Consider the following 19,718-nt stretch of genomic DNA (forward strand, 5'->3'; position numbering starts at 1 on the left):
AGTCACATTCATTCTGGAGGGAGACAATAGTGTTAGCAGGATTCGGGAACTACCATCAAAGTGAAGCTATCTCTGGCGCATTACCCAAAAAACAAAACTCGCCACAGCAATGTCCATTGGGTCTATATGCTGAACAACTCAGCGGAAGTGCATTTACCCGGCCAAGGCATCTAAATTTCCATAGCTGGCTCTATCGAATACTGCCATCAGTCGTCCATGAAGATTATAAGCTTTATGAAAAAACGTGGGCTTTAGCCTATGCAGACAAACAACCACCCAATCCCATGCGCTGGGCTCCTTTACCAGCTCCCTCCGGCAAGACAGACTTTGTTGATGGCTTATTTCATTTGGCAGGCAATTCATTATCCAATGCCTATATTTATCAATGCAATCAATCGATGTACAAGCGCTATTTTAGTAACAGTGATGGGGAAATGCTGTTTGTTCCTTACCTGGGAGAGCTTAGCCTACATACAGAATTCGGACATCTTTCAGTATCTCCTGGTAAAATTGCGGTGATTCCAAGGGGAGTAAAATTTAAAGTTGATTTAGAATCACCCCATGCTTGTGGCTACCTCTGTGAGAATATGGGAGCGTCTTTTAATTTGCCACAATTAGGCCCCATTGGCTCAAATGGCTTAGCCAATCCGCGTCATTTCCTTTATCCGCAAGCTGCTTACGAAGACAAAGAGCAAGACGTTCTGTTAATCTGCAAGTATCAACATACGCTATGGGAAGCAGGCTCCAGGCACTCCCCTCTTAATGTAGTAGCATGGCATGGTAATTATGCGCCCTACAGCTATGATCTCTCCTTGTTTAATACAATCAATACAGTAAGTTTTGATCATCCTGATCCCTCCATATTTACAGTTCTAACCTCTGAGAGTAATACTCCAGGAGTAGCCAACCTTGATTTCGTAATTTTTCCTCCCCGTTGGATGGTAGCAGAGCATACCTTCAGACCCCCTTACTTTCATCAAAATATTATGAGTGAGCTAATGGGACTCATTAAGGGTGAGTACGATGCCAAGAAAGAAGGTTTCCTGCCTGGTGGAACCAGCATCCATAACTGCATGACAGCGCATGGGCCGGACGATAAGTCTTATCGGGATGTCATTAATGAAGAACTGAAACCAACCCGCTACCAGGAAACATTGGCATTCATGTTTGAAGCAAGAGAAACCTGGTTGGTTAGTGAGCAGGCATTCAATCATCCTGCCAGAGAATTAACTTATTCAGAGTGCTGGCAAAATTTGCCGCTTACTTTTAAGAAAGCTTAAAAAGGGGCCTATTTTCCATCCAATCAGTATTTTCATCAGCCCAGTGATCTGCTAATTTTATAATTGCTTGAGATAATAATCTCGAAATATTTTGCTATAAATTAGACAGTAATAACGACCCCTTCGTGTCGAATTAGTGGTACCTTGGAGCAGGAATGACCATGTTTATTCTCATGTGCAAAGTTAAGGAATAATAGAAGATGGCGTTAGTTTATTGTAAGTTGATAATTGCTGTTGTACTTGGTTCTTATTCTCTATCTGGAAATTCAACCAATGACATAGGAAGTCTTGAGTCTCTTAAATCCCAATGTATAAACCGATGGATGGAGAAAATCAATAAGAGTAAGGATATTGCAAGTTATCAAAACCTTGGCGAGAAATATTGTGAATGCATGCAAGCTCAATCGCCAGAGGACAAAACTTCAGACAAAGACAGTACACTCTGTCTTTCTCAAACATTGCTTCAGGATATCATGGCCTCGATAGAAAACGAAATTGGTCTGGATAAAGCAACAGAAGAAGATATTAGTGCTTATTGTGAAGATAGAACACGTCTTATTTCACCACAAACCGACAGCAACTCCAATACTACAAACTATTGTACCTGCGTTAAGCCAAAATTATTGAACCTGATAGCAAAAGCAGAAAGCATGTCTGAACAACACTATGACAATCAAATTAACAAAATTGCTGCTACCTGCTCTTTCTAATGAAGCCAGGAATAAGCCGTCAATCATAACATATTAACTTAAAAATCGAGTAAATTTTGTATTAGCCGAAAAAGCAAACCCAATCCAGGGTGTGTCTTCATTTAAAATAAATCTTCCTGACTTAAACCCACTTTTTCCAAAAGACCTCTTAGCGTTTTTAACGCTTCGACTTGTATTTGTCTGACTCGTTCACGGGTTAAATTAATTTCTTTCCCCACATCTTCAAGAGTAGCTTTTTCAAATCCTCTTAAGCCAAAACGTCTTGCAATAACCTGCTGCTGATTCTCAGTAAGTTTGTCCAATAAAGATTCGATATGGGTACGTAAATTTTCATCGGTCAGAAGTTCAGCAGGATTCATGCTGTTTTCATCAGCAATTGTATCTAATAATGATTTATTCTCATCGTAACCAATCGGCGTGTCTACTGACGTAACCTTATCGTTTAGACCAAGAAGCTTTTCTACATCTTCCAGAGGCTTGTCAACCATTTCAGCAATTTCTTCTGCCGATGGCTCATGATCGAGTTTCTGCGTTAATTGACGTGCTGCGCGCAAATATACATTCAGCTCTTTCACCACATGAATTGGCAGCCGTATAGTCCGCGTCTGGTTCATAATAGCTCTTTCTATTGTTTGCCTAATCCACCATGTCGCATACGTTGAAAAACGAAATCCTCTGTCAGGATCAAACTTCTCAACAGATTTCATCAAACCCAAGTTTCCTTCTTCAATAAGATCAAGCAATGGCAAACCTCGGTTAAGATAACGACGTGCTATTTTAACCACCAGGCGTAAATTAGACTCGATCATTTTTTTGCGAGCAGCAGTATTCCCCTTAAGTGCCAGCTTAGCGTAATGAACTTCTTCCTCAGCTGATAGCAATGGAGAAAAACCGATTTCACTCAAATAGATTTGCGTTGCATCCATGACCTTGGCAGCTTGTCGCCCTCGCTGAAAGCTGGGAAACGCGTCCTCATCACTAAAATCAGGCTCTGTATCTGCCGAATCATCAGCAGTGCTTTCTTCTTCAAGAAATAATGCTTCGTCCGTAGATTCTTCCCAGTTCTCCGAGAGCTCATCTACTTTTATTGATTCATCATTTGGTTGCATCATATCACCACCTATGTGTTTATCTATATAAGAAAAAAACACCAATTATTTGGTCTCTTTGCAACATCAGCCAGAATCAACCCCTTAAGTAACCCAGGGGATCAACCGGTTTTCCAGCTTTTCTAATCTCAAAATGAACTCCCCAAAACCGTCTATCAATAACTCCCATCTCTGCAATTACTTCTCCAGCCTTAATTTTTTGGCCTTCAGTTACCAAATTACGCAGATTATTGCCGTAGGCTGTAAGCATTTGATTCCCATGTTTGATAATAATCAAATTGCCATAACCTAATAAACCATTTCCTGAATAAGCCACAACTCCGCCAGATGCTGCACGAATTTTCTCACCTTTTTTACCAGCAATATCTATGCCTTTTTTACCTTGTTGTGGAAAAAATCCAGTTGCTATCCGACCTTTTACAGGCCAAAGCCAGGCATGATTACCAGATGATGATCCCAATGTCCTATAATATGGCGTTTTAGACTCCCGTTTTTTGATTATAGTACTTTTTACTGTATGCCGAGTTGCAGCTGGCCGAGTCTGCTTAAGAGGTCTGGTTTCGTGAAGAGCAGCGTTTAGCCTTATTACTTGCCCTATTCTCAAAGCATAAGGGCTTCGTAAGTGATTATAGATAGCAAGTTGCCTGTAATCCTTATCATAGCGGAAAGCAACGGCATACAGTGTTTCACCACGACGTACGACATGAGTAGCAGGATTGGTCACTTGAGGTTGCCATTTTAGCTCGACAACTGGTGCCAAATCAGTTCTCGATTGACATCCGGCAAGGAAAAATAGGATTATTAACACCCAAAGCCTGAGCATAGTTAGTCTCGGATAATCTGCTTATTTTAGTTATCAGCGCAGGGAAACCTTCATCAAGTCAAGTTAATCTCTTGCACCCAGGATGACATCTTCTCGAACACATTATAATGAGTAAGATCAAGTTGCAATGGCGTAATAGACACATAGTCTCGACTCACCGCATAAAAGTCAGTACCAGGACCGGCATCTGCCTCCAAACCAGGAGGGCCTATCCAATAAATAGGCCTGCCTCTTGGATCATATTCCTTCACGACGGGTTCAGCTCCATGACGAGTACCGAGACGTGTTACTTCTATCCCTTTAATTTTATCCAGAGGTAAATCAGGAATATTGACATTAAGGATAGTTTGCGATGGCAACATATTTGTCCGTAACTTAAGAACTAATTGCCGGGCAATTGCCGCTGCTGTATCGTAATATTGGATATTATCCCCTACCATCGAAAAAGCAATGGCTGGAAGGCCAAGGTACCGCCCCTCCATGGCTGCAGCTACCGTCCCGGAATAAAGTATATCATCACCAAGATTGGCACCATCATTAATTCCGGATACCACGATATCAGCCGCTGACTCTAAAAAACCTGTAACAGCAAGATGGACACAGTCCGTTGGCGTCCCTTCTACGCTATAATATCCATTATCCAACTGCCTGACGCGAAGAGGTCTTGTCAAGGTTAGCGAATTACTGGCACCACTTCGATTACGATCCGGTGCAACAACCACAGTCTCGGCAACAAGAGACATTTCATTGGCTAACGCACGTATCCCTGGCGAATGAACACCATCATCATTACTTACTAATATTCTCATTCTTAGCTCTCAGGTGATTCTAACCATTTTACAATTGCCAAACGCTCAGACAGTTGCTGTTTATTTTCTTCAATTATCGCTTTAATTTCAGATTGTTCCGGATTTTTCTCCAGTTCAGCCTGCTGCTTTGCTAATGTTTGTTGTAATTCTAAAATTTTCCTACCAAAATTTTGCGGGCTTATTTGCAATTGATAAGCTAACTGGTTGATCCTGTGAGCAATTGCTGTTAATTGCTCACAACTTAACCCAGCCGGTGCTTGTTCAGGACAATTCTTAATAGCCAACTGTAATGCCTGTGGGTTTTTTCTGTAGTAGTCTTCATCCCGAGCTGAACAAGCAACCAAAGTGAGCAAGGCACAAATCAGCAATAAATATCTTAACATTACCAACCTCTTGGTATTCTCATTAAAGTTTTTGATGTTATCATTTGTAGGTTATTAACGCTATGTTGATTTAGCTATACCCAGGTGTTCCTGACGATAAACCGTAATCTGGGTTTGGGAATAAAATAAGCTATATTTATCCTCAAATTCCAACACTTTTTATTACTTGCAGGAATTGCTATAGCCACTATTTTGTAAGAAAAAACATGCTAGATTTTAAAACGATTCGCGATGAGCAAACCGGGGAACTTGTCATGCAAACCTCCATTTGCGGCAAACCCTTATTAACGACCCCCCAACTTAATAAAGGCACTGCCTTTACTCAGGAAGAACGTCATGCTTTTGGATTATTGGGTAAATTACCCCATCGGGTTGAAACACTGGATGAACAGGTAAAACGCGCTTATTTACAGTATTCAAGCTATAAAAGCCATTTGCAACAAAACATTTATCTCAACAATCTCCATGATAAAAATCAGGTGCTTTTTTATAAATTAATCAGCAGGCATTTGGCCGAAATGCTGCCAACTATCTACACCCCCATTGTTGGAACAGCTGTCAAACGATTCAGTCATGAATATCGCCAACCCCGCGGCTTGTATATTGCCCATTCAGACATCAATCAAATTGAAGAAATTATTAGCAATCGCTCAAACCCTGAAATTGATCTTGTCGTAGTTACAGATGGTGAAGGCGTGCTAGGAATCGGCGACCAGGGGATTGGCGGGATGGACATACCCGTTGCCAAATTGATGGTTTATAGTCTTTGTGGAGGTATTGACCCTACACGCACGCTACCTGTTTTTCTTGACGTTGGAACCAACAATCAGGAACTGCTCAATGATCCTTTGTACCTGGGCTGCCAACATCAAAGAATAAATTCAGAACAATATGATGAATTTATTCTTCGTTTTGTTGACGCTATTCATAAGCGCTTCCCTAATGCATTTCTACATTGGGAAGATTTTGGCCGAAGCAACGCCAGACGTATTCTGGATAAATTCCAGGATAAGATGTGCACCTTCAATGATGATATCCAGGGAACAGGGGCAGTTACTCTATCCGCCCTGTTAGCCGCCTGTGATGTCGCAGGGAGAAGACTGGAAGACCATCGAATTATTGTTTATGGAGCAGGTTCTGCTGGTACAGGAATTAGCGATCAGATAGTTGATGCGATGCTTCGTCTTGGCTCAACTGCGGAAGAGGCCTATGATCGTTTTTGGTTAATCGATCGTCAAGGTCTCCTGGTTAATTCAGACATGGAACTTACCGATGCCCAAAAACCATATGCACGCAAAGCAAGTGAAATAGAAAGCTGGCCTACCCATAACAGGCAGTACCCTTCCTTGACCGACACGGTGCGTCAAGTCAAGCCGACAATTTTAATCGGCTGTTCAGCCCAGCCTGGTGCTTTTTCTCAAGATATTATTGAAAAAATGGCAGCCACCTGTGAACGCCCTATTATATTTCCTCTTTCAAATCCGGATGAAAAATGTGAAGCACAGCCTGCGGATATTATGATGTGGAGTCAAGGTAAGGCATTAGTTGCTACCGGAACCGCTTTCCCTGCTGTAGAATATCAAAATCGTCTGGTTGAAATTGCTCAATGCAATAATGCTTTGGTATTTCCTGGCATAGGATTGGGAATTTTAGCAGTTGATGCTTCCAGATTATCAAAAGGCATGATATGGGCTGCTGCTCGTACATTAAGCGAACATGCACCCTGCAAAAAGGACAGTTTCTTACCCTTACTACCCTCACTTGACGATGCGCAGACAGTAGCCAAACACATTGCAGTGGAAGTAGCTCGTACGGCAATAAATGAAAATCTTGCCCAGAAAAACCAGGAGACTAATCTGGAAAAGCTGGTTCAAGAGATGTTTTGGGAACCCAGGTATTTGCCATTCAGAAAAACAGAATCCTGACAGCCTCTCTCTTTATTTGTGGTAGGTTGAGCCTTGGCTCAACCTATTCTATAGTAGTTAAGGTTGATAAACTTCCTGCTGAATTCCGCCAACTACCCAATCGCTACTATTGGCAAATTTACGAAAATGCCAAATCTCATTAAGTGGGGCAGCTGCTTCACCGCCTTCCTTAATAGAGCCAGTAAAGCGTACGCTTGCGATAATTGAGTCAACCTGATTTGTAACATCAAGCAGCTCAGCATTTAAATTAATTACTTCCGTTTTATCCGTCACATCGCCAAGCTCCTCAAGTTGCATTTTGATTTCTGCAAACACTTCAGGGGCACAAAATTCAGTTAAATCCTGCATATTCTTTTGATCATAGGCAGCTTGTAGCCGAATAAATTTCACCTTGGCATCACGCACAAACTCTTCTGTATTAAATCCGGCGGAATAAGTCTGTGTATTGCCATGTGCAGTTTGAAAACCCTGATCTTTTGTGAAAGCATAATGTTGAGAACCATGTGGTTGCCTGAAACTATTGCTTTGTGATTGAAAACCTGGTTGTATTCTTCGACGTAAAAAAGTTACAACACTAAACACTATAAGCCCGATTATCAGCCAGGATAATATCCCACTACCTAAACCATTACCCATGAAAAGACTTGCCAGCAAGCCACCTGCCAACATACCGCCTAAAACACCACCCCATGTTCTTTTGTTGGCACCCTGCTTCCCCGTTCCACTAAAATTTTTTTTGGGAGCAGAAGAGAAAAGACTGCTATGAGAGCGCTGAACACCAAAACTTCTGCCTCCGCCAAATCGTTTTGCTGCCGCCTCATTAACCGCTAGCCCAAATGTCAAAAGGCCAATTAATAAATAAGAAATTATAACACGCATATTTCTATCCTCTTGTTAAGGAAACTATGGGAGTGCCCGTCATTTTGTATCTGTCAATTTTTTGTCATCCAAATATACAAAATATCAGCCGGCTCATTATACCGGATAAGCCCAAAGACTATAAGAAAAAAAACGTTACCCTCAGGTTCACCTAAAAAATGTCTAGCATTAAAAATGACAGCCTATTGATTATTTTTTGCACAATTTATGCTTCGTTTTATTTGTAATAGGAGGATATGGATATGAAATGGTTGCCTATATTTGTACTGGCTTTCTTCCCGGTCATTTTATTAGCAGAAAATAAAACGATACCTAAATACTATGGTAGTGCGCTTTGTGATTACCCTCAGTATACCTGCATTAAAGTACCTCGCGGTAAAACCTGGGAAAAGTTGTTCCCGGACCCTAAACAGCGTGATTTAATACAACGCTTAAATCGCAGCTATAATCGCTTATGGCCAGGTAAAATTTTGGCTGTACCTGAAAATCCATCGAATGTAACGTTGTTCGACATCTCTCCTTTTCCGTTAAAAATTCCACCGTCTGAAAAACAGATTATTGTAGATCAGGATAAACTGGCTTGGGCCGCTTATAATGAGGAGGGTCAACTCCTGAAATGGGGACCAATTTCATCAGGTCAAGATAAATGTTCTGATAGCGATAACACCTGCCTTACTTTAACCGGCATATTCGAGATTTTCAGTAAAGAGAACGAACGTTGCGTATCCAATACATTTCCCGCAGGGGGCGGGGGTGCCAGAATGCCCTACTGTATGTTTTTTCATAAAGGGTATGCTTTACATGGATCTGATGACATGCCAGGATATCGGGCAAGTCATGGCTGTATTCGTATGTTTATAGAAGACGCAAAGTGGCTTAATGAACATTTTATTACCCTTTATGATAAAAAAAATAATTTAGCAGGCACGCTGGTAATAGTACGGCCGCTAAGTGCAATTAAAGAAAGGTAATATTCAGAAACATCCGTTTCTGAATATTCAAGACAAGGCCTCACAAAGCCTTACATTAAGATTTGAAATTAATAGAAATTTTTTGCAGGGTACCGTTATCTGATTCCCAGGGACGTACATACTTAAATGTCATTTTGGTATTTTGAGGATAGGTTTTTCCCTTTATTAATTCAAAGGTGAATATCATATTTCCTCCTGCACCAATAAGTTTATTTTGCGGTGCTACATAGCGACTGGATAATAATCGTAAAAAAGACTGGTCATAATCTTTAACTATCCATTGATATCCAGTTGTTGGGTTAGAGGGTAAGGTAATTATAAAGTGCGGCTGATTTGCATCGACATTAATAATCATCGTATCAGCGGCATTGGCAAACGTCATAAAAGCCAGTAGCAGCCCACCAAATAAGATTCTCATAACATTGTCCGGTTAGTTGATTTATCCTTATCATATTATACCTTCCACATTAATTATTAATCCACTTTTCAGAATTTTCGGGTGCAACACCCGTATCAGCAAAAAAGACTGCTACCACCCGAATTTTCTATCCCCTATGATGCAGTCTTTGGATAAGGCCAATCACCCCGACAAATTGCTAAAAAAATAATAAAAGTGGAGATAATCAACAAGATATGATACAGATCATTATCATAACGGTATTGGACAGGAACTGTATAACCCAATAGCGCGCTTACACCCTCCCTCAATATAATCCAGAGCATGTTAGAAAAGATAACCGCTACAAACCCAATGCGTGACAATCCCTTTGAATGCACTGCAGCCAGTGAATAAATGAAGATCACAGAAAGCGCAATAAATAAAAAGTTATCCCGTGTAAGGTAAAAATAGGTAAATCCCAATGAAACAAACATTACCAGAACTCGGGTAGCCTCAGAAGCTCGAATCGCATATATCAGACAATAATTTAAGAATACCACACCTAAACTTATTATAATCCATAGATGTTCTACATAGGGCCGTCCATAAGCATAATGAACCCAGACTCCCAGCATCTTCAATACAAAAATTGTCAGGAAAAAAATCACGATAAAATGTGTGAATTTTTTATTACCCTTCATCCACTGAATTGCTGCCATTAAGAAATAGAAGAAAAGGAAAAAAGCATGCAGGGCATTAGTCAATGCATTAGTTGTGATAGCATTCATTGGCCTTAACCGTCTCAAGAGCTCGACACAAGCTGGTTTTTTTACAAACCGAGATATCGGTTTTTGCAGTAAACAACATTTAGACAACAAACAGCATCATGATAATATACTTTAACTTAACGCATACATCCAGTCTAATAAAAGAAACACCGACAGTTGTCATTTAACAAAGCAGAAAAATCCCCTGAAGCAGATCATCAGGCGCCAGTAAAGCAGATTATTTTACTTGAGATATAATTGATTATAAAAAATAAGGACATATTATGAAAGCGATCGGTTATCAAAAATCGCAACCCATCGAAAATATGGATGCATTGATTGATATAGAATTACCTACCCCTGTTGCAACCGGTCAAGATTTATTAGTTGAAATAAGGGCTATTGCTGTCAATCCTGTTGACTATAAAGTGCGGCTGAGGAATAACCCGGAAGCAGGCCAGCATAGAGTTCTTGGCTGGGATGCCTCAGGCGTTGTTAAAGCAGTGGGAGAGCAAGTTAGCTTGTTTAAGCCTGGAGACGAAGTTTGGTATGCAGGTGACTTAACAAGACCTGGATGCAATAGCGAATTTCATTTGGTCGATGAGCGCATCGTTGGATTAAAACCAAAAAGTTTATCTTTTGAACAAGCTGCAGCGCTTCCATTAACCTCATTAACCGCCTGGGAGCTTCTTTTTGATCGTTTGTTAATTACTGCAGGCGAGAAAGCCAATCTGTTAGTAACTGGTGCTGCCGGTGGTGTAGGCTCGGTTCTGGTACAGTTAGCAAGACAACTTACTGCTTTAACTGTAATTGGGACCGCTTCGAGAAAAGACTCTAAAGAATGGATCACTGCTCACGGTGGTCATTATGTTATCGATCATAGTAAACCAATGAAACCGCAATTAGCGGATTTGGGTATTAATGAAGTAGATTATGTCATTAGCCTGACCCACACCGATAATCATGTTAAAGAACTGGTCAGCTGTCTGAAGCCTCAATCAAAATTTGCCTTAATTGATGATCCCATCCATTTTGATGCTCTTTTATTTAAATCCAAGAGTATCTCTATTCATTGGGAAATGATGTTCACTCGCTCAATGTATAAAACTCCTGACATGATAAAACAGCATAATATACTTAATGAAATAGCTCAGTTAGTAGATAAAAAAATTATTAAAACCACTTTAAATGAGCATTTTGGAACTATTAGCGCAAGCAGTCTTCGAAAAGCACATCAACTTCTTGAAAGCGGCGAGGCAAGAGGAAAAATTGTGCTGTCAGGATTTCCCTAAGCTTGCCAGAGGTTTCCCAACACCTCTAAAAAAATAACTGTTGATATTCAGTTGAATTAATTAACTGAAACAGCAGAAAAAGCCAAAATAAAGGATTGGGCAACGCCTTAAAACCATGTGTCATTAGCTGAATTTAACCTGACAGCCGCTTCTAAAATCGGGAGGCTATCAGATTCAAGTTTGTCTTTAATCCTGTAGTCTGTATTTTTTACATTAGCAATTTCCAGACTCCCACAGTGCTAAATGAGCTCCCGTAGGATCAGTAATGATGGCAAAACATCCAAACTCACCAACTTTTGTAACGCCTTTAACTTCTTTGGCTCCATATTGCTTTGCTTTTTCCAGAGAAGCAGCTACGTCAGCCACTAAAATATAGGCTATCCAATGGGGGGGAATATGCTCCTGTTGATCCTTTGGGATTTGCCATATGCCTGCAAACTCCCTATCCTGGGATTTGACCAGAGTATAGCTCATCTCTTCCATTTCATGCGCTTCAAATTGCCAGCCAAATACCTTACCGTAGAAATCTTTGGCTTTACTAATATCAGGCGTAGCCAGTTCATTCCAACAAAATTCACCCATTGCAGGTTGTTTCATAAAAAATCCTTGTATGTTTAGTTGAGATTAATGCGTCATTCTACTTCAAGATATACTTGGTGCTTCCATTTTTTCTACTATGTCATTTATTAAAGGCTCAGTTGTCGTTGCTTTATTAAATCCAAACAATCCAAACAATCCAAACCCTTTGGATATTGTCCCTTCTGAAGGAAAAGTGATATTACGCTCAGGAATTAACTCTTTTAATCCCTGCTCTAAAACCCTAAGATGCAGACTGAGAAACGCTAGATAAGAAGCATTGTTATCATTTGAGTTTTTTAAAAATTGTGCAGCCACATTGATTACCTGTGCATAGTGCTCTAACGTATGCCTGCTTCGATTGTGATTAAATTCCCTTAATTTACTATCTATCCGCGCTTTATTTGCTGCCCAGGAACGCTCAGGAAATCTTGCAGCCACACCCGTACGACCACAAGCCTCCTCCACATCTCTGCTATATTGAATAATATCTTTAAGATTATAATGCATCTTACCTCCCATTAATTTAACCTAAACTACAAATACATCTGTATTCCTCTGTTCATTATCATAATTCGCAATAATTTTCGCTAGCGTTCCATATATAGCATGGGTTTTTAACGTTCTTTTCCAGCTTTTGGTTCCACCGTCACCATTATAGCCTTTTTCTAGCAACAGGCTTTTGATCGAAGTAATTTTTTCTTCATCATCCATGTTCCCCTCAAGAATCTTCTCCATAGCAATAATGCCCTTAGGTTTAAGGAACTCAGACTTCACAGCTTCTTCAAATGGGGGAACAAGATCTGGCGTGGTAAAAAATACCAGCATTCTACTGAATTGACGGATGCCATTGTAACGAACTTCTTTTGTCCAATCACAAGATTGAATAATCTTTCTTAAATTTGTTAATACTTCTTCCATAACTACTTGTCCTCCTTGGCCCGCTCTTTCAACTAAATCCACATCAAGATAAAGTCTCCCGTTCAAGGCTTGTCTTCATTAAGACTAAAATCTCAGCAATTATTTGAGAATTAAACCACCTGCGCTGATTTGTACAATCTTTTCTTCCTGGCGCCATTTTTTATTCAATCTATCCTATGATTATATAAAAACGCAGATTAGAGCTACTGAATTTAAGATACTTAAAATTTACAGGGTTGTCATTAATTTCAAAGTATATTTTTCTAATGTTAAACGTGTCAAATGGAAAGGGAGACTGTGATGAAGAAAATCACGATTGAATTTACTCAGGATGAAGTCCATGCCATTGCCACGATTACCGAAATCACCGCTAACGTCCTTAATATTGAGCATATAGTTCAGGAAGGATTAACTGAAGAAGAGTGGGCATTGCTTAAAAGAATCATCGATATAGATGTTATATTAATTCCTGACAAACGTGGTAATATCAGACCCGTCTCGCCTGATACAATCATTCAAAAAATTAACAAAGCTATAAAAAAAGCTGATTAATATGATATGTCTGCAAGCATTATTTCGGGGCATGCACATGCCAATTGTAAGATATTAAAATAAAACAAACCCGCATTGGCTGTTCTTCAACCTGTAGCGAATTCGCACATAGTCAATATGAAGTGGCTCTTTAGCGTTTAATGCCCCCTATTGCCTATTGCCAGGAATAATACAGGCCAGCCAGATTGATTACTTTGTGCTCCCTAAAGTGATTTCAAACCATTGTTTATGTCTTCTTTCATCACCCACCCCCAAGCGCAGTATTTTTCCTGAATCCTCCCATTTCTCTTCATGATCATTTAACAGCTCATAACCAATGTTAGTATCTATTTCATTAGCAAGCATCGCCCTTAATATCGCCTCATCACCAAATAAATTGGCAAAAATAACTCTACCCTGAACCAAAAGTTGTCTGCTGCTACATGGACCTTCTGGCGCTCTAATATTATGGCGTTTAAGTAGGTTTGAAAGTTCCTGGATATGCCGCTCATGATCCGACTTAAATTCAGATAGCCTATTTTTATAATCCTGACTCTCAAGTCGAACGATAGCTGCTTCATAAGCCTCTACAGCATCGTAATCCACCTCGCAAAGCTCGTAAAGCGCCTTATCGAATTTTCCTCGAGCATGAGCAAATGAAGCCATCTGTACCTCCATGTAAATTCCAGCAAAATGAGTTAGCCATCCAAACATGATAGCAGCAGTTAGTCGATATCAGCATGTGCTCGCGTTAATAGCAGGAGAACCTGCTATTAATCTCTGAATTAAGGGCTTATAATAAAGTGAGTATCATCATAAGCATAGCAAGTCCATTGAACCTGCCTACCCCCTATTTCTACATTAACTAACTTTGCGTCAAGCGATACCAAATTAGGCTGTTCTTCTGCATAACATACCCGATTAGTGCCACCGATAGTTACATAATGATAGCTGGTAACCGCCGGATGGGTTTCAGGAACATAATAAACATCTCCTCGCTCTTCCAATATAACCGGACTGCCTGTAATAACAATTCTGTCGGCATGAGCAGAGACACTGAGAAACGTTAAAAAGAAAGAAAAAATACTTAATGTAATTGTTTTCATCGCCGTATCTCCCAGAGTTTTCAACTGCATTACTGGTCAATAGACAATAATGTCTACCCTGACAATACTTTCCTCCGTAGAAATGTAACTTCTTTATAATTTTAGCAGTTAATGTACTTTTATGATAACCACCACCTTGCGAAAGGGTATAATTGAAGTAGTTACTAACGATTTAAAAGCCACCATATCAACATGATAATTACACTAATCACAATACAGGTAGTAACAGGAAAATAAAAAGTAAAGTTGCCTCTTTGGATAATAATATCACCTGGCAAGCGCCCTAAACCAATACGCTTAATCCATGGCCATGTGAATCCAATTACTATCAATAGAATTCCCAGAACAATCAGCAATCTTTGCATATTAATCCCTACCTGATGAAAGGGTATTTTATTAATCATTGACGCTGCAAATCATTTTGTAACTATTGGTTTTGCGGCTATAAAAATTCTAGCCCCAATTAAATGCTAATGAACCTATTTTATTAGCCACTGGCATTTGCTCACGAATCGATTCATCAATCCTGATTGTATATTCTTTCTCACAACGAGCTATATCAGATAATGTTTTTAACCAATTTTTAGTTTCATCTGTAACATTTGATTGTAACAAATGTTCTAAGAAAAAATTAATATTATCTCCATGTTTTTCAAGTGTTGTATCACTAATTTCATTAAATATTCCGTCAACAATTTCCCATTGTTGATTTTGTTCATCATACATAAGGTTATTCTCATGGATTTCCCAAAATGTAAATTTTGGATTATTTATTAGTCGCATAAAATTAACTAATTTTTTCCTCAACTCAAAATGATCAATATTAAATAATTCTCCACTGTCGATATAGTCATGTAATGTTTTACCTATTACACGGGTCTTAAATTGAGAATAAAAACTATTTGTTTTAAAAAAACATATGTTTGATAATCCATTTTTTTGCAAAACTTGATTTGTATGTTCTTCTTTTTTAGCTTCAAATAAGGAGTGCCAAGGTAATTTGAAACGAAATGGATGCAAAGGATTTTCATAAACCATACGTATTGCTGTTTTAGAAATTTTCACACAATACTGGGTTGATTTTTCTTCTGATGAGCTATCCCTAAAAATATAATCATAAGCATAAGGAAACCAATAAGAAAAAAAGCCTTTCTCATTTTCTGGACGCGGAAAAACCGCATAGACAGTACCAAAGACACCTGAGCCTAAACAATGATTGTAATCAATCTTGTAATCTTTAAATGACATTGACCAATTAATCAAGTTTATGGCGCTCCAAAAATGATAATCCTATCTAAAGAATATAGTTATAACAATGGTAAATTAAACGAAAAGGTCAATATATTATCTATTCTTCAATTAATTACCTTAAGTTACTCAAAGACCAGATATGTCTTAGCCGTGGACATTATATCCACTATCCACATAGAGAACCTGTCCGGTAATGTATTTACCTTTGTCTGATGCAAGAAACGCCGCAGCCTCACCTATCGACTCAGGCGTGACAATTTGATGAAGAGGAGCCTGTTTTGCCGCTTTTTCCATCAATTTATCAAAATCCGCTAAACCTGAAGCAGCACGTGTCTGGATCGGTCCTGGTGAGATAGCATTCACCCGGATTCCCTTTACACCAAGCTCCACAGCCAGATAGCGGACAGTCGCTTCAAGGGCTGCTTTGACTGGACCCATAATGTTATAATTAGTAACAACTTTTTCAGCACCATAATAACTCATTGTCAGAACTGTTCCACCATTAGTCATAAGCGGTTCGGCAGCTTTTGCCAGGCGGATTAGTGAATGGCAGGAAATATCCATGGCAAGCCCAAAACCCTCTTTTGAGCAGTCAATGACCCGTCCCTGCAAATCAGCTTTCGGGGCAAAGGCAATCGCATGGATAATAAAATCAAGCCTTCCCCATTTTGTTTTTATTGTCTCAAATAAATCGTTCATTTGAGAGTCATTCGCGACATCAAGCGGCATAAATATTGGACAGGTAACTCCTTGCAACAACGGTTGTACATATTGTTTTGTTTTTTCATTCTGGTAGGTTATTGCAAGTTCAGCACCTGCCTGGTGAAGTACCCGGGCGCAACCCCAGGCAATTGATAACTCGTTCGCTATTCCAACAATAAGTCCTTTTTGCTTAGTCATGCTCTATTCCAGTCGTAAAGATTGATCATTATTTTTTTTCAAGCAGAGACAATGTATGGATTGCCATCATCTGTTCTTCATCAGCCTGTATAACCCGAACTGCAAACGGCTTCATAAACTCAAGATAGCCAAGAATTCTCTCGCGCACAACAGTAGAGTTTTCACCTATTCCTCCCGTGAAAACGATCCCGTCGACGCCTCCCATGCTGACAGCCATCATTGCCATATACTGAGCCGCCTTCAAACAATAAAAATTCAGGGCAAACTGCGCCCGCTTATCTTGACTCGCCTGTAGAGTCTTAACATCATTTGTCCAGCCGGATAATCCCAAAAGCCCGGAGTTTTCATAAAGGATAGTTTCAGTTTCTTCAAACGATAACTCCAAATCACGAAGTAAATAAATAACCACACCAGGATCTAATTCACCACAACGAGTCCCCATAGGCAACCCTGCCAAAGCGGTCATCCCCATAGTAGTATCAATACTCAAGCCGTTTTTTATGGCACATAAACTACTACCATTACCAAGATGAGCCGCTATCACCCGGCTTTGCGCCAAGTCTGGCTCGCTTTGCTGTAAAAAACGCACAATCCATTCATAGGATAAACCATGAAATCCATACCGTCGGATACCTTTCTCACGCAGTGTTTTCGGTAATGCATATTCAGTAAACAACGGAGCCCGATTGGCATGAAACGCAGTATCAAAACAGGCAAACTGCGGTATATTGGGAAAAACCTTTTTCACAATTTCAATAGCGTTAAGGTTATAAGGTTGATGCAATGGTGCTAAAGGAACCAATGTTTGCAATTGCCTGGTTACTGTTGAATCAATCTGTATACTGCGGGCAAATAGTGTTCCTCCATGGACGATGCGGTGAGTGACTGCTTCCAATTGCCATTGCTCACCACAGTTATCAAGCCAGTTGAGAATAAACTGTAATGCGCTATCCTGCGTACTATCAGAAGGTAATTGTTGGCTAAACAGCTCATTTTCACCATTTAATTTTTCGCCCGAAGCCATAAAAAAAGGAGAATTTCCAAGATTATAAACCTTGCCACTGACAAGGACGCGCAAATCATCGGAATTGGAGAAGAGCTTAAACTTTACGCTGGAAGAACCTGCATTGAGCATCAGCAGACTTCTTGTTGCACTTGAAGTCATTTAAGTATTCCTTCGCGGCGCGCTGCTGCCATTTTGACCGCCAAAGCGCAGGATAACACCCGAGTCCGCAACGAATCCGAGCGGCTTGTTAGAATAATTGGAACCCGGGCACCCAGCACGATACCTGCAGCATCAGCATGGCCTAAAAAAGTGAACTGTTTTGCCAGGATATTGCCTGACTCTATCTCAGGAACAAGAAGAATATCAGCATCGCCTGCAACCTCCGATACAATACCTTTCTCCGCTGCAGCCTGCTTATTGATTGCATTGTCAAATGCCAGTGGCCCGTCAAGAATACCATCCGTAATTTGTCCTCGATCTGCCATTTTACATAATATGGCAGCATCTACTGTTGCCTGCATTCGAGGATTTACCAATTCGGTTGCCGTAAGTATGGCCACTTTAGGGCATTTATCACCATATAACACCCGCCAAAGATTAATAGCATTCTGACAAATATCCGCTTTTACTGACACACTTGGTGCAATATTGATTGCTGCATCAGTTACAATAAGCGGTTTATGATAGGACGGCACATCCATGATATAAGCATGACTAATACGGTATTTCGTTCGCAATCCTGCCGCCAGGGGTACTACGGCAGACATCAGCTCACTGGTTTGTAAAGCACCCTTCATAATGGCATCTACTTTTCCTGTAGCTGCAAGCTCTGCTGCCTTGGCCGCTGCTGCGTCACTGTGCTCAGTATCGATAATCTGCCAGGACGATATATCAATGTCTGCCTCGGAAGCCGCCGTCTTTATCTTCTTTTCCGGGCCAATCAAAAGAGGAACAATTAACCCGGCATTGACCGAGTCCATAACCGTTCTCAATACTTCAGCCTTGACCGGATGAACTACAGCAGCAACGATGGCAGGCATATCCTGGCAAGACTTAATCGTTTCGTGAAACCGATCATGATTATGGATAGCAATATCCGGTAATTTGGCACGGGCGACACGTATTTTTTTTGTCGGCGCCAATACAACCGCCTGCCCCTCAATCAGCTTATCACCACGCTGACTTACACCGATACAGTCAAAAGTAACAATCGGCTTATCCTCACGCTTATGCTGAACGGTTAAAGTAATCGTTACTGTATCACCAATTCGCACCGGTTTTTTAAATGTAATATCTTGCTTAAGGTAGATAGTGCCAGGCCCTGGTAACATCGTTCCAAGAATAGTAGAAATCAGAGAACCTGACCACATCCCATGGCCAACTATTCCTTGGAAAATATCACTTTTTGCAAAGTCTGGATCCATATGTGCAGGATTAATGTCACCAGACATAATGGCAAAAAGGTTAATATCATCCTGAGTGAGTTTCTTGCTCAAGCTGGCCTGTGTGCCAATTATCAATTCGTCAAAGGTAATGTTTTCCAGATATTGATCATCCATTATTCATCCTTAAATCCCTCATTCTAAACTGTTTGAAACCAATTTGCTTGCCATAAACCTACAGGGCAATCGCATACTTTGAAAATATCTCTGTCGTCTTTGTGTTGTTAATTGAATCAAAATATGAAGGAATTTTTTTGATTTTAATCGTTAGTAAAGTATCATAAATGGTTTTTCAATATCAAATAATATTGAATCTTACCTATGTGGCATAAGGATAGAAACCATGCAAAAAAAAAAGACACTTTTTTAGGAATATCATACTAACAGCCTTTTTCTCCTGTCTGATGCTGCCGGGTGCGCAGGCGGCCAAGCCCTTATGGACATTTGTGCCACAAACACCGACTGACATCACTGTCACGCAAGGGGATAACGCGCAGGTTATTTACACTGTACAAAATCAATCATCGAGGGATAAAATGCTGGTGATGAAACCCATCGCAGGGATAAGTCAAAGCGCACCCTGCCAGCTTCCTGCTAACGGAATTTGCACACTGACACTCAATGTGAATGGTGCCGCCTTGCAGGGGGATGTCGTGGG

Annotated in this window: 23 protein-coding genes and 1 pseudogene; 7 read left to right on the plus strand and 17 right to left on the minus strand. The window is 40.2% G+C overall.

Features of this window, described 5'->3' with window-relative positions; translation table 11 throughout:
- The first annotated feature begins 26 nt into the window (after positions 1-26).
- Together hmgA and E1O65_RS06065 are read left to right on the plus strand one after the other, a co-directional pair.
- Entirely contained in the window at positions 27-1,280 is a 1,254-nt protein-coding gene (hmgA, locus tag E1O65_RS06060) for a homogentisate 1,2-dioxygenase (protein WP_133132699.1), read from the plus strand.
- Between the two features lie 200 nt (positions 1,281-1,480).
- Positions 1,481-1,990: a hypothetical protein gene (locus tag E1O65_RS06065; protein WP_133132700.1), complete on the plus strand. Its 510-nt coding sequence runs from the start codon at positions 1,481-1,483 to the stop codon at positions 1,988-1,990.
- Between the two features lie 101 nt (positions 1,991-2,091).
- Here the strand turns inward: E1O65_RS06065 and rpoS are convergent, their stop codons facing one another.
- The 4 genes from rpoS to E1O65_RS06085 all read right to left on the minus strand — a co-directional run bounded on the left by rpoS (position 2,092) and on the right by E1O65_RS06085 (position 5,114).
- Positions 2,092-3,099, minus strand: a complete 1,008-nt coding sequence (rpoS, locus tag E1O65_RS06070; RefSeq protein ID WP_133132725.1) for an RNA polymerase sigma factor RpoS — start codon at positions 3,097-3,099, stop codon at positions 2,092-2,094.
- Between the two features lie 76 nt (positions 3,100-3,175).
- Positions 3,176-3,907 carry a peptidoglycan DD-metalloendopeptidase family protein gene (locus E1O65_RS06075; protein ID WP_242601544.1) on the minus strand — a complete coding sequence of 244 codons (732 nt, stop codon included), beginning with the start codon at positions 3,905-3,907 and terminating at the stop codon, positions 3,176-3,178.
- Positions 3,908-3,975: 68 nt separating this feature from the next.
- The gene (gene surE / locus E1O65_RS06080; RefSeq protein WP_133132702.1) at positions 3,976-4,731 is read right to left on the minus strand and encodes a 5'/3'-nucleotidase SurE; all 756 of its coding nucleotides are present in this window, start codon (positions 4,729-4,731) and stop codon (positions 3,976-3,978) included.
- Between the two features lie 2 nt (positions 4,732-4,733).
- Complete coding sequence (locus E1O65_RS06085) at positions 4,734-5,114, minus strand: hypothetical protein (RefSeq protein ID WP_133132703.1); 381 nt, start codon at positions 5,112-5,114, stop codon at positions 4,734-4,736.
- Between the two features lie 206 nt (positions 5,115-5,320).
- Between E1O65_RS06085 and E1O65_RS06090 the strand changes: the two genes are divergently transcribed.
- Positions 5,321-7,039 carry an NAD-dependent malic enzyme gene (locus E1O65_RS06090; RefSeq protein ID WP_133132704.1) on the plus strand — a complete coding sequence of 573 codons (1,719 nt, stop codon included), beginning with the start codon at positions 5,321-5,323 and terminating at the stop codon, positions 7,037-7,039.
- A gap of 57 nt (positions 7,040-7,096) precedes the next feature.
- Here the strand turns inward: E1O65_RS06090 and E1O65_RS06095 are convergent, their stop codons facing one another.
- Positions 7,097-7,918 carry a TIM44-like domain-containing protein gene (locus E1O65_RS06095; RefSeq protein ID WP_133132705.1) on the minus strand — a complete coding sequence of 274 codons (822 nt, stop codon included), beginning with the start codon at positions 7,916-7,918 and terminating at the stop codon, positions 7,097-7,099.
- A 242-nt stretch (positions 7,919-8,160) separates the two neighbouring features.
- Between E1O65_RS06095 and E1O65_RS06100 the strand changes: the two genes are divergently transcribed.
- A complete protein-coding gene (locus tag E1O65_RS06100) occupies positions 8,161-8,889 on the plus strand; it encodes a L,D-transpeptidase (protein WP_133132706.1) in 729 nt (242 codons plus the stop codon).
- A gap of 55 nt (positions 8,890-8,944) precedes the next feature.
- Here the strand turns inward: E1O65_RS06100 and E1O65_RS06105 are convergent, their stop codons facing one another.
- Both E1O65_RS06105 and E1O65_RS06110 read right to left on the minus strand, forming a co-directional pair.
- Entirely contained in the window at positions 8,945-9,307 is a 363-nt protein-coding gene (locus E1O65_RS06105) for a protease inhibitor I42 family protein (RefSeq protein WP_133132707.1), read from the minus strand.
- Between the two features lie 134 nt (positions 9,308-9,441).
- Complete coding sequence (locus E1O65_RS06110; protein WP_133132708.1) at positions 9,442-10,056, minus strand: hypothetical protein; 615 nt, start codon at positions 10,054-10,056, stop codon at positions 9,442-9,444.
- A 263-nt stretch (positions 10,057-10,319) separates the two neighbouring features.
- On the opposite strand from E1O65_RS06110, the gene E1O65_RS06115 reads away from it, so the two are divergent.
- Positions 10,320-11,327, plus strand: a complete 1,008-nt coding sequence (locus E1O65_RS06115) for a zinc-binding alcohol dehydrogenase family protein (protein ID WP_133132709.1) — start codon at positions 10,320-10,322, stop codon at positions 11,325-11,327.
- Between the two features lie 213 nt (positions 11,328-11,540).
- Here the strand turns inward: E1O65_RS06115 and E1O65_RS06120 are convergent, their stop codons facing one another.
- Genes E1O65_RS06120 through E1O65_RS06130 form a run of 3 tightly spaced genes read right to left on the minus strand, consistent with a single transcriptional unit; the run spans position 11,541 to position 12,824 of the window.
- Positions 11,541-11,924: a VOC family protein gene (locus tag E1O65_RS06120; RefSeq protein WP_133132710.1), complete on the minus strand. Its 384-nt coding sequence runs from the start codon at positions 11,922-11,924 to the stop codon at positions 11,541-11,543.
- 45 nt (positions 11,925-11,969) lie between these two features.
- The gene (locus E1O65_RS06125) at positions 11,970-12,413 is read right to left on the minus strand and encodes a hypothetical protein (RefSeq protein WP_133132711.1); all 444 of its coding nucleotides are present in this window, start codon (positions 12,411-12,413) and stop codon (positions 11,970-11,972) included.
- 21 nt (positions 12,414-12,434) lie between these two features.
- Positions 12,435-12,824, minus strand: coding sequence for a hypothetical protein (locus E1O65_RS06130; protein WP_165474913.1), 390 nt, complete (start codon positions 12,822-12,824; stop codon positions 12,435-12,437).
- A 300-nt stretch (positions 12,825-13,124) separates the two neighbouring features.
- On the opposite strand from E1O65_RS06130, the gene E1O65_RS06135 reads away from it, so the two are divergent.
- Positions 13,125-13,376, plus strand: coding sequence for a hypothetical protein (locus tag E1O65_RS06135; RefSeq protein ID WP_133132713.1), 252 nt, complete (start codon positions 13,125-13,127; stop codon positions 13,374-13,376).
- A 189-nt stretch (positions 13,377-13,565) separates the two neighbouring features.
- Here the strand turns inward: E1O65_RS06135 and E1O65_RS06140 are convergent, their stop codons facing one another.
- The 7 genes from E1O65_RS06140 to E1O65_RS06170 all read right to left on the minus strand — a co-directional run bounded on the left by E1O65_RS06140 (position 13,566) and on the right by E1O65_RS06170 (position 19,177).
- The gene (locus E1O65_RS06140) at positions 13,566-14,021 is read right to left on the minus strand and encodes a ferritin-like domain-containing protein (protein ID WP_133132714.1); all 456 of its coding nucleotides are present in this window, start codon (positions 14,019-14,021) and stop codon (positions 13,566-13,568) included.
- Between the two features lie 119 nt (positions 14,022-14,140).
- On the minus strand, positions 14,141-14,461 hold the full coding sequence (locus E1O65_RS06145) for a hypothetical protein (RefSeq protein WP_133132715.1): 321 nt from the start codon (positions 14,459-14,461) through the stop codon (positions 14,141-14,143).
- A gap of 164 nt (positions 14,462-14,625) precedes the next feature.
- Positions 14,626-14,865: a DUF2905 domain-containing protein gene (locus tag E1O65_RS06150; RefSeq protein ID WP_242601545.1), complete on the minus strand. Its 240-nt coding sequence runs from the start codon at positions 14,863-14,865 to the stop codon at positions 14,626-14,628.
- A gap of 49 nt (positions 14,866-14,914) precedes the next feature.
- Complete coding sequence (locus E1O65_RS06155) at positions 14,915-15,709, minus strand: hypothetical protein (protein ID WP_133132716.1); 795 nt, start codon at positions 15,707-15,709, stop codon at positions 14,915-14,917.
- Between the two features lie 147 nt (positions 15,710-15,856).
- The gene (gene fabI, locus E1O65_RS06160; RefSeq protein WP_133132717.1) at positions 15,857-16,612 is read right to left on the minus strand and encodes an enoyl-ACP reductase FabI; all 756 of its coding nucleotides are present in this window, start codon (positions 16,610-16,612) and stop codon (positions 15,857-15,859) included.
- Between the two features lie 28 nt (positions 16,613-16,640).
- Positions 16,641-17,777, minus strand: coding sequence for an acetate/propionate family kinase (locus E1O65_RS06165; RefSeq protein ID WP_133132718.1), 1,137 nt, complete (start codon positions 17,775-17,777; stop codon positions 16,641-16,643).
- Positions 17,774-19,177 (minus strand): bifunctional enoyl-CoA hydratase/phosphate acetyltransferase, encoded by a 1,404-nt coding sequence (locus E1O65_RS06170; protein WP_133132719.1) that lies wholly within the window; start codon positions 19,175-19,177, stop codon positions 17,774-17,776. Before E1O65_RS06170 ends, E1O65_RS06165 begins: the two co-directional genes overlap by 4 nt.
- Positions 19,178-19,506: 329 nt before the next feature.
- Between E1O65_RS06170 and E1O65_RS06175 the strand changes: the two are divergent.
- Positions 19,507-19,718 (plus strand): annotated as a pseudogene (locus tag E1O65_RS06175) (DUF1566 domain-containing protein); the annotation flags it as partial.

Source organism: Legionella sp. W10-070 (assembly GCF_900640175.1).
Lineage (GTDB): Bacteria > Pseudomonadota > Gammaproteobacteria > Legionellales > Legionellaceae > Tatlockia.

What these genes read in the sequence shown, in the direction of transcription:
- fabI (WP_133132717.1), bottom strand. Translation starts at nt 16,612, where the DNA reads ATGACTAAGCAAAAAGGACTTATTGTTGGAATAGCGAACGAGTTATCA.
- E1O65_RS06145 (WP_133132715.1), bottom strand. Translation starts at nt 14,461, where the DNA reads ATGAAAACAATTACATTAAGTATTTTTTCTTTCTTTTTAACGTTTCTC.
- E1O65_RS06140 (WP_133132714.1), bottom strand. Translation starts at nt 14,021, where the DNA reads ATGGCTTCATTTGCTCATGCTCGAGGAAAATTCGATAAGGCGCTTTAC.
- E1O65_RS06135 (WP_133132713.1), top strand. Translation starts at nt 13,125, where the DNA reads ATGAAGAAAATCACGATTGAATTTACTCAGGATGAAGTCCATGCCATT.
- E1O65_RS06095 (WP_133132705.1), bottom strand. Translation starts at nt 7,918, where the DNA reads ATGCGTGTTATAATTTCTTATTTATTAATTGGCCTTTTGACATTTGGG.
- E1O65_RS06155 (WP_133132716.1), bottom strand. Translation starts at nt 15,709, where the DNA reads ATGTCATTTAAAGATTACAAGATTGATTACAATCATTGTTTAGGCTCA.
- E1O65_RS06100 (WP_133132706.1), top strand. Translation starts at nt 8,161, where the DNA reads ATGAAATGGTTGCCTATATTTGTACTGGCTTTCTTCCCGGTCATTTTA.
- E1O65_RS06085 (WP_133132703.1), bottom strand. Translation starts at nt 5,114, where the DNA reads ATGTTAAGATATTTATTGCTGATTTGTGCCTTGCTCACTTTGGTTGCT.
- E1O65_RS06065 (WP_133132700.1), top strand. Translation starts at nt 1,481, where the DNA reads ATGGCGTTAGTTTATTGTAAGTTGATAATTGCTGTTGTACTTGGTTCT.
- E1O65_RS06115 (WP_133132709.1), top strand. Translation starts at nt 10,320, where the DNA reads ATGAAAGCGATCGGTTATCAAAAATCGCAACCCATCGAAAATATGGAT.
- E1O65_RS06110 (WP_133132708.1), bottom strand. Translation starts at nt 10,056, where the DNA reads ATGAATGCTATCACAACTAATGCATTGACTAATGCCCTGCATGCTTTT.
- E1O65_RS06150 (WP_242601545.1), bottom strand. Translation starts at nt 14,865, where the DNA reads ATGATTAATAAAATACCCTTTCATCAGGTAGGGATTAATATGCAAAGA.
- surE (WP_133132702.1), bottom strand. Translation starts at nt 4,731, where the DNA reads ATGAGAATATTAGTAAGTAATGATGATGGTGTTCATTCGCCAGGGATA.
- E1O65_RS06165 (WP_133132718.1), bottom strand. Translation starts at nt 17,777, where the DNA reads ATGACTTCAAGTGCAACAAGAAGTCTGCTGATGCTCAATGCAGGTTCT.
- rpoS (WP_133132725.1), bottom strand. Translation starts at nt 3,099, where the DNA reads ATGCAACCAAATGATGAATCAATAAAAGTAGATGAGCTCTCGGAGAAC.
- E1O65_RS06125 (WP_133132711.1), bottom strand. Translation starts at nt 12,413, where the DNA reads ATGCATTATAATCTTAAAGATATTATTCAATATAGCAGAGATGTGGAG.
- E1O65_RS06170 (WP_133132719.1), bottom strand. Translation starts at nt 19,177, where the DNA reads ATGGATGATCAATATCTGGAAAACATTACCTTTGACGAATTGATAATT.
- E1O65_RS06090 (WP_133132704.1), top strand. Translation starts at nt 5,321, where the DNA reads ATGCTAGATTTTAAAACGATTCGCGATGAGCAAACCGGGGAACTTGTC.
- E1O65_RS06120 (WP_133132710.1), bottom strand. Translation starts at nt 11,924, where the DNA reads ATGAAACAACCTGCAATGGGTGAATTTTGTTGGAATGAACTGGCTACG.
- E1O65_RS06105 (WP_133132707.1), bottom strand. Translation starts at nt 9,307, where the DNA reads ATGAGAATCTTATTTGGTGGGCTGCTACTGGCTTTTATGACGTTTGCC.
- E1O65_RS06130 (WP_165474913.1), bottom strand. Translation starts at nt 12,824, where the DNA reads ATGGAAGAAGTATTAACAAATTTAAGAAAGATTATTCAATCTTGTGAT.